Consider the following 11,816-nt stretch of genomic DNA (forward strand, 5'->3'; position numbering starts at 1 on the left):
TCACCGGTGGAAAGCGTTTCTGCGGAACCGCAGGTTCTGGGTTCGGCGGCTGTCGAGGCTGCCAGCGGCATCCGCGGCATACTTCACCAGGAGGTGTCGCGCCCGCTGCTTGGGCGTCTCTGGGCCGCGCTGCCAGGCAATGCGGTGGCAACAGCATTCCAGCGGCCGGATGTCCTTGATGCGCTCAACCGCCATGTCGCTGCAACAGCGGGCGCCCAGATGCGCCTTCTGGAAGTGCGCGATGCTGCGACCGGCCGTACCCGGATGCTTGTACCGCTGATGGTCACCCGCCGCGGCCCGCTGCGTATTGGCGGCATGCCGGATTTTGACCTCGCCGATCTTTGTGCTCCCGTGCTTGCCAGCGAAGCGCCGTTCCAGCCTTTTGAGGGCGGGGCCGTCTGGTCTTTGATCGACGAAGCGTTGCAGGATGTGGATCTGATCCGTTTTGCCAAGATGCCGCCGCGCATCAGCGGCTTTCCGAACCCGCTGTTTCATGTGCTGCGCCAGCCGGAAGCCGAACCGACATATGTTCTGGATCTTGAGGGCGGCTATGGCGCCGGCGGCTGGCGCAAGCGGTCGGTCTACAAGGAGGCGCGGGGCAAGTACCGCAAGCTGCAGGCGGAGGGTGTAAGTTTCGTACAGGCCGATGGCGTTGCACAGAAGGCTGCCTTCCTGCGTGAACTGCGCCGCCAGAGGGCGCAGCGCTTTGCGGAAAAGGGCTGGGCCAATCTGCTGGAGCAGGACGCCTCGCAAGGGCGCTATTACGATGACCTGTTGGAAGGGCCTGTCGAGGTCTTCGCCTTGCAGGCGCAGGATGGTGAAATTGCAGGGGCCATCTGCGTGCTGTGCCACAACAGCATGGTCAGCGCGACGCTCATCTCCATGGGGGATGGGAAATGGCGCCGGTTCTCGCCGGGGCTTGTGCTCTTTGCCAAGCTGATCGAATGGGCGGAAGCCTCCGGCTACAACGAGCTGTGCTTTGGCGCGGGCGTCCAGTTCTACAAGCAGCGCTTCGGCGGTGATCCTGTCGAAACGCTGTCTTTCGAACGGGCGCTTACCGCGGCAGGCAGCGCCTATCTCGCTCTTCGCCGGCTGAAACGCATCGCCCGGCGGCTGCGTTCTGAGCGCCGCCTCCTGACCGCGGCAGAAGAGTGAACCGTTTAGTTTTTGACCTGAAGCGTTTGAAACGCCGTTCCCACCTTTCTGGCAGTTGACGCCTGCCGAAAATCTTAGTCTTGTTGCGTTGCAACCTGGCCAGAGGGCCGGACCGGGCTGTCCGGTGCGGCCGGGGCTGCGGGAGGACTGCCGCGAGCGCGCGCATGCTGTGCCGGGCAGGGCTTGAGGGCCATGGCCGGATTTGAGGAGACAACGATGAACAAGGTGTACCCGAACGCAAAGGCCGCCCTCGAGGGGCTTGTGTTTGACGGAATGACCATCATGGCCGGCGGTTTCGGCCTCTGCGGTATCCCGGAAAATCTCATCACGGCGCTGCGCGACAGCGGCACGAAGGACATCACCGCCATTTCCAACAATGCGGGCGTGGATGACTTCGGCCTTGGCCTGCTGCTGCAGACCCGCCAGATCCGCAAGATGATCTCCTCCTATGTGGGCGAGAATGCCACCTTCGAGCGCCAGTATCTCAATGGTGAGCTGGAACTGGAGTTCAACCCGCAGGGCACCCTGGCCGAGCGCATCCGTGCTGGCGGGGCGGGCATCCCCGGCTTCTACACTAAGACCGGCGTCGGCACGCTGATTGCCGAGGGCAAGGAGCACAAGGACTTCAACGGCGAGACCTACATTCTGGAAACCGGCCTCATCGCCGATGTTTCCCTCATCAAGGCCTGGAAGGCCGACAAGGAAGGCAACCTGATCTACCGCAAGACCGCGCGCAACTTCAATCCGATGATGGCGACAGCCGGCAGGAAGACGGTGGTGGAGGTCGAGCAGATCGTCGAGGTGGGCGAACTGGATCCGGACCAGATCCACACCCCCGGCATCTTCGTGGACCGCATCGTCGCCGGCACTTTTGAAAAGCGCATCGAAAAGCGCACCACGCGTGCAGCCTGAGGGGAGTTGGATACATGGCCTGGACTCGCGAAGAAATGGCCCAGAGGGCCGCGCAGGAACTGGAAGACGGCTTCTACGTCAACCTCGGCATCGGCATCCCGACGCTGGTTTCGAACTACATTCCCGATGGTGTGCATGTGACCCTGCAGTCGGAGAACGGTATGCTTGGCATGGGGCCGTTCCCCACGGATGACGAGGTCGATGCTGACCTGATCAACGCCGGCAAGCAGACGATCACGGAACTGCCGCACACGAGCTACTTCTCCTCCGCCGACAGCTTTGGCATGATCCGCGGCGGCCATATCGACCTGTCGATCCTCGGCGCCATGGAAGTGTCGGAGAAGGGGGATCTGGCCAACTGGATGATCCCCGGCAAGATGGTCAAGGGCATGGGCGGCGCCATGGATCTGGTGGCGGGCGTCAAGCGCGTCATCGTGCTGATGGACCACACCTCCAAGACTGGCGAAAGCAAGCTGCTCAAGTCCTGCAGCCTGCCGCTGACCGGCGTTGCCTGCGTTGACCGCATCATCACCAACCTTGGCGTCTTTGACGTGAAAGAGGATGGCCTGCATCTGGTGGAACTGGCCTCCGGCGTGACCCTTGATGAGGTCAAGGCTGCCACAGAAGCCAGCCTGATTGCGGCCTGACCCGGACTGCACCAGACCGGAAACAGATAAAGGGGGCAGCGGTGGCTGCCCCCTTTCGTCTTTTCAGCTGATGTTCAGCGGTCACTCGCCCATGGCGGTGCCTTCGCGGCGGGGATCGGCACTGCCGGCCAGTCCATCGGGCGTAAACTCGATCACGTGCAGGCCCGAGTTCATTTCGCTGAGCTTCACCTCATAGCCCATCGCTTTCAGCGGTTCGGCGAACTGTTCGGCTGCCGTGCCGGCTTCCAGGTCATAGGTGCCGAAGCGGTTGATGAGGTGGGGCTGGGCGACGATCTCTTCCACCGGCATCTGCCAGTCGATATAGGCAATCAGCGCCTGTGCCACATAGCCGATGATCTGGCTGCCGCCGGGAGAGCCGATGGCCAGCAGCGGCTTTCCGTCTTTCATCACGATGGTGGGCGACATGGAGGAGCGCGGCCGCTTGCCGGGCTCGACACGGTTGGCCACCGGCAGGCTGCCGTCGCGGGTCTTGAAGGAGAAGTCGGTCAGCTCGTTGTTGAGCAGGAAGCCGCCCGTCATCAGCCGCGAACCAAAGCCGCTTTCAATGGTTGTCGTCATCGACACGGTGTTGCCGTCCCTGTCGGTGATGACGAAATGGCTGGTTGACGGTATGTCGAGTGCTTCGCCAATGCCATAGTTGAAGGCGTGGTCCCATTCCGGTTCGCCCGGCTTCACGGCATCGGCCGGCAGCGCCTTGCCGCCGTCGAGAAGCGCAGCGCGTTTGGCGAGATAATCCTTTGCAATCAGCCCATTGATTGGTACTGGCACGAAATCGGGATCGGCGAGATAGAGCTCCCTGTCCGCAAAGGCGAGGCGCTGCGCATCGCCGATCACGCGCCAGCTCTCCGGGTTCTGTGGCCCCAGCGCCCGAAGGTCGAAATTCTCCGCGATACCGAGAATTTGGCTGATGGCCACGGCCCCTGAAGAGGGAGGCCCCATGCCGCAGACATCCAGCGCCCGGTAGCTGAAGCAGACCGGATCACGCTGCCTGATGCGGTAGTTGGCCAGATCGGTGAGGGACAGAACGCCGGGATTGCCTTGCGCCCCGCGCACGGTCTGCACGATACCCTCGGCAATAGGGCCCTTGTAGAAGGCATCCGCTCCGCCGCTGGCAATGGCATCGAGGGTTTCGGCATAGGCCGGGTTCTTCAGGATGGCGCCAGCCTGCAAAGGTGCGCCTGAGGCGTCGAAGAAGTAGGCACGGGCGGCCGCATTGGTTTTCAGCCGGTCACCATCGGCTGCAATCAGCGCGGCAAGGCGCGGCGATACGGCAAAGCCTTCCGTTGCCAGCTTTGCGGCCGGCTGCAACAGGCTGGCCCACTCTGCACGCCCGTACTGGCGGTGCACGTCTTCCAGCAGCCGCACGGTGCCCGGCGTGCCGGCGGAGCGCCCTCCGATGACCGCTTCCATGAATTTCAGCGGCTGGCCCTCGGCATCAAGAAACAGTTTGGGCGTTGCTTCCGCTGGGGCTGTCTCGCGGCCGTCAAAGGTCGTGAGCGTGCCGGTTGCCGCATCGAAATAGACGAGGAAGGCACCGCCACCGAGACCGGAGCTCTGCGGCTCCACCAACCCAAGCACCGTCTGGACAGCCACCATGGCGTCGATGGCATTGCCGCCGGAGGCGAGCACGTCCCGGCCGGCCTGCACGGCCAGCGGATTGGCCGCTGCCACCATGAATTGCTTTGCCTCGATGCGCGCTGCCGCTGCCCTACCCGTCGCCCGTTCCGGCGCAACCGTATCGGAAGCCTGCTGTGTGTGGCCTGATGTTGTGCCAAGCAGAAGTGCCAACGCCAGACTGGCAAGGAGTTTTGATCGCATGGGCCTGATCTTTCCCTCTGTGGTGGAGTTTCAGCCTAGAGTGCTGATGTGGAGGGGACAAGAGCGAGGATGCCCGCTATCCGTGTGTTTGCTTATCTGTGTCATTTTGGGGCGTGAGATAAGTATTCTTGTCAGTTTCGCCGCAACGCGTTAACGCAGGGCGATGGCGCGTGGCCGAGGTTTTCGCGCTGCGGGAGCAGGCGTGCATTGCTTCGGGCGGTGTTTGCTTAGCTGAATAAGCACGTATCATGGTTTCCTGCCAGTTTGCATTTTTCTCTAGGCCGTCAATCGCAATGATAACTTTTCATGAGATCTTGCGAATTGTGGGCTTGGGTAATGCGACGGGATTGGCCGGGGAACAATGGCACTCGCACTGGGCAAGGCGTGGAAGCGGCGAACGGGCCAGCGGTTTGGGTTGCGAATGCGGTTTACGCTGTTCGTGGTGCTGCTGTTTGCGTGTCTGACCGCAATTACACTGGTGACGGCCAGTGTTCTCGACTATCAGGATGAGCAGACGAAGTCTGTCGCTCATGTGCATTCTATCGGGGCTACCGTCAGCCGGCTTGCGGTGCCGCAACTGGCCAACCACCATTATCTGATCCTCTCCCAGGAGCTTGAAAGCATCGCGGCCAGCGGTCTGGTACAGCAGGCCTATGTCTGGGACCCGCGCCGGACGATCCTTGTCGATTCCGACCCGAAGACCGGGATATTCGACCAGCAGGAGGTCAACCCGCTGCTTCTGGCGGCTTATTCTGCCGAGGAGGATCAGACACTTGTCGAGACAGGGCGCATTTCGGTTGCCATGCCGGTGTGGTCCGCAGATGGCAGCACGGTGGCGGGCGCCGTGCTGGTTTCGGCAGAGCGGACGGCGATCACCAGTCAATTGCACAGCATCTGGCTGCGCAATGCCATTGTGTCGGTCTGCCTCCTGGCTGTGGCCGTTCCCGTGCTGCTGCATTTCGGCAATGGCTTCCTGAAGCCGATCAAGCGCCTGACTTCCATCGCCCATCAGGTGAGTGCAGGGGAGTTCGATGTGAAGTTCCCGGTCGAGCGCACCGACGAGATTGGCGTTCTGGCCCGCGCTTACAGGGATATGGTCAGTGAGATCAGCTCCAACATGGAGCAGATCAACAAGCTGGCCTTCACCGATTCCGTCACCGGCCTGCCCAACCGGGAGGCTTTCCGCCAGCATTTTGCCCGCTACATGCGGCAGGCCGATGGCAGCCCGCGGCCGCTGACGGTGATGTTCATCGACCTTGACCGGTTCAAGCGCATCAATGACAGCTACGGCCACGATTGCGGCGATATTCTCCTGCGCGAAGTGGCGTCGCGCTTTGAAAAGGTTCTGCAAACCTTCGGCCGTTCCGAGACCGGGTTCACGGCCGGCTACGGTATGCAGATCCGCTATCTGGCGCGGCTGGGCGGTGACGAATTTGCGCTGATCTATCCTGCCGGGGAAGACAGGCGGGACGAGATTCTGGCGCTGGCAGCTGAAATCCTGAAGGCCGTGGAAGAACCTTGCGATATCAACGGGCTGCAGCTGTCCATCGGCGCGAGCATCGGGATCGCCAATTTCCCGTCCAACGGGCGTGACTTCAGCGCCATTCTCAAGAATGCCGACATCGCCATGTACGCTGCCAAGAACACAGGGGGCAGCAGCAGTTTCACCTTTGGCCAGATCGCGGCAGATGTGAAGGCGCAGGAACGGCTCGCTCTGGAAGCCGAATTGCCGATGGCGCTTGCAGCCGGCCAGATTACCGTGTTCTTCCAGCCGAAAGTCTCTGCGGCGACCGGCGAGATCACGGGGGCGGAAGCTCTTGCACGCTGGATCCATCCGGAGCGCGGGCTGCTGACACCGGCAGCCTTCATCGCCATTGCCGAGGAAACCGGATTGATCCTGCGCCTCGGCGACAGGGTTCTGGAGCTTGCCTGCCGTCAGGGACGGGAGTGGCTTGATCAGGGCAGGGGGCTGTCCCTGGCGGTCAATGTCTCGATGCGTCAGCTGGAATGGCCGGAGTTCCCCTCACGCGTGCTAGAGATTCTGGACCGGACGGGCTTCCCGCCTTCGCTTCTTGAGCTGGAAGTCACGGAGAGCGCCGCCATGGCCGATCCAGAGCGGGTGCGCAGCGCGACAGAGCGCCTGCGTATGGCCGGGATCCGCTTTGCCATTGACGACTTCGGCACCGGCTATTCCAGCCTTGCCCATCTTCAGCGGATGCACTTCGATACATTCAAGATCGACCGCTCCTTCGTGGCCGGGCTTGGCGAGGACAAGAGCAATCGCGCCATTGTCCAGACCATTCTGGCAATGGCGCAGAGCCTTGACTATGACGTGGTGGCAGAAGGGGTTGAGACCGAGTTCCAGCTCGACTTCCTGCGCCTGTCCGGCTGCAAGACCGTGCAGGGCTTTCTGCTGGGCAAGCCGATGGCGGCTGAGACCTTCATCAAATGGCGGGCCGCGCATGAGGGTGAGGGGTGTGAAGATCTGCCCGCCCTGGCCTCGTCCTCCACTGTCCCGATGGAAAACGCCGGCGGGACTGACATTCACGCGGCCTGACGGATAGGCCCTCTCATCAAGGCGCCGCCACAAGCCCGCGTTTGCTGACGCTCTGCCGGAAACTGCGCGCACTCGTGCTGGCCAGCAGGATCACCGGAACAAGCCCTGTCACAACGATCGCCAGCGCCGGCAGGGCTGCCTCCTCGAAGGCCTCGCGCGATGCCGCTTCGTAGACGCTCGTCGCCAGGGTGTTGAAGTTGAACGGCCGCAGCAGGATCGTCGCAGGCAGTTCCTTCATGCAGTCAACAAAGGTGATGAGCAGCGCCGACAGCAGAACCGGGCGCAGCAGCGGCATGTGCACCTCGCTCAGAATGCGGGTTGAACCGCGCCCCAGCGTGCGGGCCGCCATGTCGAGGTTGGGCGAAATCTTGCCGAAGCCGCCCTCCACCTGCCCATGTGCCACCGCGAGAAAACGGCAGAGATAGGCGTAGACGAGTGCGGTCCCGGAGCCGATCAGCAGCAGGCCGGTACCGAAGCCGAACATCTGCTTCATCATCGCGTCAATGGCGTTATCGAGGCTGGCGAGCGGAATGAGAATGCCGACGGCAAGCACGGTGCCCGGCACCGCATAACCGATCGAAGCGATGCGCCCGCTCATGTGCAGCAGCTTCGACTTGTGCAGCCTTGCTGCATAGACAAGCGTGATGGCAAGGCCGGTGATGACGCTGGAGGCAATGAGCGCCATCACCACGCTGTTGCGCATCGCCAGCATGAATGCCGGATCCTGTGCCTGCTCAAGGCGGCGGAACGCCTGGCCGGCCAGCATGCTCGCCGGAACGATGAAGCCGAGCACAATCGGAAGGGCGCAGACGGCTATGGCCAGCAGCGCGCGTGGGCCGGTGAGCTGGTACCGCGCCGGGGCATGGTGCTTGCCCCGGCTGCTGTCGAAGCGCAGATGCCGCCAGGCGCGGCGCTCAAGCGCCAGCAGGATCACGACGATGATCAGCATGGCACAGGCAAGCTGCGCGGCTCCGGCAAGGTTCGAGCGATTCAGCCAGGTGTCGTAGATCGAGAAGGTCAGCGTCCGCACGCCGAAGAAGGTGACGGCGCCGATGTCGTTGAGGCATTCCATCAGCGCAAGGGCGATGCCCGCGGCAATGGCCGGACGCGACAGCGGCAGGGCAACGCGCAGGAAGAGCCGCAGAGGTCCGGCTCCCAGCGTGCGCCCCACATCCAGCGCGCTGGCGGATTGCAGCAGAAAGCTCGCCCGGGCCGAGAGATAGACATAAGGATAGAGCACCGCACTCATTACGAAGATGGCGCCGCCCAGCGAGCGGATTTCGGGGAACCAGTAGTCCCGTGCTGTCCGGAAGCCGAAGATGGCCCTGACCGTGCTCTGCACGGGGCCGGAATAGGCCATCACATCCACATAGGCAAAGGCGATGATATAGGTCGGCACGGCCAGCGGGATCAGCAGCGCCCAGTCAAACAGGCGCCGTCCGGGAAAGTGGCACATGGTGACAAGCCATGCGGTGATGACACCCGTCACGCCGGTCAGGATGCCCACGCCCAGCAGCAGCAGAGCGGTCGTCTGCATGGCGCGCGGCAGGACAGTGGAGAACAGATGGCTCCAGTTGCCACCGGAAGACTCCAGCGCCATCAGGAACAGCGCCGCGACAGGCATGAGGATCAGGACAGCGGAAAGAATGGCTGAGATCAGCCAGATCCGGTCTTTTCTGGGGGCTGCGTTCATGCGCGCTCTTGTCGGGGCTCTTCTGGGGGGGACCGGCATCTTCACGCCGCGTCATAGCACATCACGGGACGGCAAATGCAAGCAGGGTGCCGGAAATAATCTTCCGGCCCCCCTCTTGATCAGCCTGGTCAGGCGGTCAGGACTTCGGGCCTTCGTCGAAGGCAACCTTGTCGACCAGTTCGCTGGCTTCCTTGCGGAACTTCGCCACTTCCGAGAGCGGCAGGCTGTCAGCCTTCAATTCTCCCCAGGACTTGACCAGATCGGACGGCTCCACACCCGGGGTGACCGGATATTCGAAGTTCGCTTCGGCGTAGATCTTCTGGGCCTGGCCGGAGGTCAGGAACTCGATCAGCTTGACCGCATTGTCCTTGTTCGGCGCATGCTTGGCCATCACGACACCGGAGATGTTGACATGTGTTCCGCGGTCAGCGGCATTCGGGAACAGGATCTTGGCAGAGGCTGCCCATTCCTTCTGTTCCGGCTCCTTCTCGTTGTTCATCATGGCACCCATGTAATAGGTGTTGCCAAGCGCCAGATCGCACTCGCCATTCATGATGCCCTGAACCTGGGACCGGTCGTTGCCGGCCGGCTTGCGGGCGAGATTGTCGCGCAGGCCAACAAGCCACTTCTCGGTTTCTTCCGCGCCCTTGTTGGCGATCATCGATGCGACGAGGCCAATGGTGTAGACGTGCTGGCCCGAACGGGTGCAGATCTTGCCCTTCCACTTCGGGTCGGCCAGTTCCTCATAGGTGATCGTGTCCTGTTTGACCCGGTCCTTGGAGGCGTAAACGATACGGGCGCGCGATGTCAGGCCGATCCAGTGGCCTTCCGGATCACGGAACGCAGCCGGGATGTCATTGGCAACCACTTCCGAAACGACCGGCTGGGTGATGCCAGCCTGCTTGGCGCCATCAAGGCGGCCAATATCCACGGTCAGCAGCACGTCGGCAGGGGAGTTTGCACCTTCGGCCGCAATGCGCTCTTCCAAGCCTTCGCTGGCGAAGATGACGTTGGTCTTGATGCCGGTTTCTGCCGTAAAGGCATCGAGCAGCGGCTGAATAAGCGTGGGCTGGCGATAGGAATAGATGTTCACCTCGCCATCGGCGACAGCAGCCGTGGAAGCGGTTGCAGCAAGAAGTGCTGCCAGCAGGCTGGTGCGGGCAAGGGAATTCATCTTCGTCAGTCTCATTGTAATCCTCCGGTCTGCAGAAATGACATTCCGCATAACTTGTCTCAGGCGGCCACCTGAGGCGCGCGAAATATGAGTTTTAAACTCCTGTATGTCAACAAGTGTATTAAATCAATAAGTTAGAATGATTCTAAAAGTTGACGACGCTACTCCCCTTTTTTCAAAGCGGCGAAGCTGCCTTTATCATGCATTCAATCTGAGGGTGTGGACATGCGGGAGAGGAATAAGTCTTCTGTCCCTCTAACCTTTGGAAAATGCAGGTGCCGCGCGGCATCTGTTGCCGCCACAGGCCTGCGTCCGGTGGATTTCCGGGCAGGTTCCGAGAGCAGGTTGCAGACCCTTTGCCGCAGGTGCGGAAGGCGGATCACGAAAGCGTGAAAAGAAAAACCCCGGACGCAGAAGCGTCCGGGGGCTTGAAATCAGCCTGGCCTGAAAGCGTCAGGCCATCGCACGAGGCTGGCTCAGGCGGCCTTCAGCTCCTTGAAGGACTTCTCGACAGCTTCCTTGACCGGCGCGGTAACGTCGGTGGTCAGCTTGGCCGCGAATTCCTGCATGTCCTTGGCCTGGGCGCTCAGCGTGTCGAACTGCTGGCGGGCGAAGGTGGACTGCAGCTCGATGGCTTCAGCAACGGTCTTCACCGACATCAGGTCCTTGATGAAGGAGAAGGTGGCGTCGGTGTTGGTCTTGGCAGCGTCGAGAGCCTTCATGTTGAACTCGAAAACGCCCTGACGGGAGGTTTCGAAGGTGTCTTCGAGCAGGTCGGTCGCCTCTTCGGCGGCGGACTTCACCTTGGTGTAGGCGTCGCGCGCCTGTTCGATACCTTTTTCGGTCATTTCACGGACCATGGCGGGAATTTCGATCTTGGGCATGGCAAAAGCCTCGAATTCAGCAAAGGGGGAAGCGGCAGTGGCCGGCTTGGTGGTCTTGGTGGCACGCGCCTTCGGCGCAGCCTTGGCCGGAGTCTCCGGCGTCGTCATTTCGCTCATGTGTCATCTCCTGCTTGGGCCGGAGTCGATCACGTGACAATCGCACCCGGCATGAGGGCGTCAGGCCCGTATGGCCCCGCCCTCGTCATCCGCATGCTTAATATAAGTGAGGTTTTGCTGCATTGCAATATTATTTTGCATTGCACAAAAAACCGGTAAGCCACAGCGTCTCCTGCATCGCTGCAAGAGCTGGCACGGGATCTTCTTTGCAAGGAACCAGGCAAGAGCCAAAGAGTTCCGCAGCGGGAGCGCCCGGGCCTTCAATCCGGAAGCCGGCTGGCTCCGTGCTGAAAGGCGCGGGCGGCGCGTTGTTATTCCTTCACGGCCTTGGCGGCGTCCTGAGCGGCGCGGGTGGCGGTGTCGCTGAGGTCACGCGCCTGTTCGCCAAGCTGTTCCATCTGGCGGCGCAGATAGTCCTGCTGCAGCTTCATCATTTCCTCCACGTCCTTGGCCCGCACCATCTGCTGGGCGAAGCGGAAGGCCGCATCCACGTGCTCTTCGGCGTAGCTGAGGGTCTTGCGGTTGATGTCGGATGCGCCGGACTGCACCACTGTGGCGGAGCCTTCAACATTCGAAACCGTCTTGTGGGTCAGGGAGATGAAGTCGTCAAAGGCCTTGCGGGCCTGATCAACGCTCTTCTCGGCAAAGTCGCGCATCTGATCGGGAATCTCGAACGTGTTCTTGTCCGCAGCCATGTGGTATCACTCCCCTGTGTTTTTACTCGGCGGGGCGCAAGTGCCTGATGCCGCAGTGCCGCACCTTCCGTAAGAGCCGCGGACTGATTTTCATCTGCACTGCACATTATCCCCGTGCAGGGATCAAAACACGCGGGGGCTGC

At 61.7% G+C, this 11,816-nt stretch carries 9 protein-coding genes; 4 read left to right on the forward strand and 5 right to left on the reverse strand.

Translation table 11 applies throughout. The features are described from left to right. The first annotated feature begins 6 nt into the window (after positions 1 to 6). The 3 genes from ASC48_RS06845 (at position 7) to ASC48_RS06855 (ending at position 2,714) form a co-directional block, all read left to right on the forward strand. Complete coding sequence (locus ASC48_RS06845) at positions 7 to 1,155, forward strand: GNAT family N-acetyltransferase (protein WP_055455026.1); 1,149 nt, start codon at positions 7 to 9, stop codon at positions 1,153 to 1,155. Between the two features lie 216 nt (positions 1,156 to 1,371). Next, positions 1,372 to 2,067 carry a CoA transferase subunit A gene (locus tag ASC48_RS06850; protein ID WP_055455284.1) on the forward strand — a complete coding sequence of 232 codons (696 nt, stop codon included), beginning with the start codon at positions 1,372 to 1,374 and terminating at the stop codon, positions 2,065 to 2,067. 14 nt (positions 2,068 to 2,081) lie between these two features. Next, on the forward strand, positions 2,082 to 2,714 hold the full coding sequence (locus ASC48_RS06855; RefSeq protein ID WP_055455027.1) for a CoA transferase subunit B: 633 nt from the start codon (positions 2,082 to 2,084) through the stop codon (positions 2,712 to 2,714). An 81-nt stretch (positions 2,715 to 2,795) separates the two neighbouring features. On the opposite strand, the gene ggt is transcribed toward ASC48_RS06855, so the two are convergent. Continuing rightward, positions 2,796 to 4,553, reverse strand: a complete 1,758-nt coding sequence (ggt, locus tag ASC48_RS06860; protein ID WP_055455028.1) for a gamma-glutamyltransferase — start codon at positions 4,551 to 4,553, stop codon at positions 2,796 to 2,798. 421 nt (positions 4,554 to 4,974) lie between these two features. On the opposite strand from ggt, the gene ASC48_RS06865 reads away from it, so the two are divergent. After that, on the forward strand, positions 4,975 to 7,110 hold the full coding sequence (locus ASC48_RS06865) for a putative bifunctional diguanylate cyclase/phosphodiesterase (RefSeq protein ID WP_208975578.1): 2,136 nt from the start codon (positions 4,975 to 4,977) through the stop codon (positions 7,108 to 7,110). Positions 7,111 to 7,126: 16 nt separating this feature from the next. Here ASC48_RS06865 and ASC48_RS06870 read toward each other — a convergent pair whose 3' ends face one another. The 4 genes from ASC48_RS06870 to ASC48_RS06885 all read right to left on the reverse strand — a co-directional run bounded on the left by ASC48_RS06870 (position 7,127) and on the right by ASC48_RS06885 (position 11,673). Beyond that, positions 7,127 to 8,803 (reverse strand): ABC transporter permease, encoded by a 1,677-nt coding sequence (locus ASC48_RS06870; RefSeq protein WP_055455029.1) that lies wholly within the window; start codon positions 8,801 to 8,803, stop codon positions 7,127 to 7,129. Between the two features lie 136 nt (positions 8,804 to 8,939). Next, complete coding sequence (locus ASC48_RS06875) at positions 8,940 to 9,992, reverse strand: Fe(3+) ABC transporter substrate-binding protein (protein ID WP_141658892.1); 1,053 nt, start codon at positions 9,990 to 9,992, stop codon at positions 8,940 to 8,942. A gap of 461 nt (positions 9,993 to 10,453) precedes the next feature. Further along, positions 10,454 to 10,978, reverse strand: coding sequence for a phasin (locus ASC48_RS06880; protein ID WP_055455030.1), 525 nt, complete (start codon positions 10,976 to 10,978; stop codon positions 10,454 to 10,456). Between the two features lie 311 nt (positions 10,979 to 11,289). Then, a complete protein-coding gene (locus tag ASC48_RS06885; RefSeq protein WP_019963236.1) occupies positions 11,290 to 11,673 on the reverse strand; it encodes a phasin in 384 nt (127 codons plus the stop codon). Positions 11,674 to 11,816 lie beyond the last annotated feature (143 nt).

The organism is Pannonibacter indicus, from assembly GCF_001418225.1.
GTDB classification, from domain to species: Bacteria; Pseudomonadota; Alphaproteobacteria; order Rhizobiales; family Stappiaceae; genus Pannonibacter; species Pannonibacter indicus.

Excerpts from the sequence above, each read along its gene's own strand:
- ASC48_RS06850 (WP_055455284.1), top strand. The coding sequence starts at position 1,372 with ATGAACAAGGTGTACCCGAACGCAAAGGCCGCCCTCGAGGGGCTTGTG.
- ASC48_RS06855 (WP_055455027.1), top strand. The coding sequence starts at position 2,082 with ATGGCCTGGACTCGCGAAGAAATGGCCCAGAGGGCCGCGCAGGAACTG.
- ggt (WP_055455028.1), bottom strand. The coding sequence starts at position 4,553 with ATGCGATCAAAACTCCTTGCCAGTCTGGCGTTGGCACTTCTGCTTGGC.
- ASC48_RS06865 (WP_208975578.1), top strand. The coding sequence starts at position 4,975 with ATGCGGTTTACGCTGTTCGTGGTGCTGCTGTTTGCGTGTCTGACCGCA.
- ASC48_RS06870 (WP_055455029.1), bottom strand. The coding sequence starts at position 8,803 with ATGAACGCAGCCCCCAGAAAAGACCGGATCTGGCTGATCTCAGCCATT.
- ASC48_RS06875 (WP_141658892.1), bottom strand. The coding sequence starts at position 9,992 with ATGAGACTGACGAAGATGAATTCCCTTGCCCGCACCAGCCTGCTGGCA.
- ASC48_RS06880 (WP_055455030.1), bottom strand. The coding sequence starts at position 10,978 with ATGAGCGAAATGACGACGCCGGAGACTCCGGCCAAGGCTGCGCCGAAG.
- ASC48_RS06885 (WP_019963236.1), bottom strand. The coding sequence starts at position 11,673 with ATGGCTGCGGACAAGAACACGTTCGAGATTCCCGATCAGATGCGCGAC.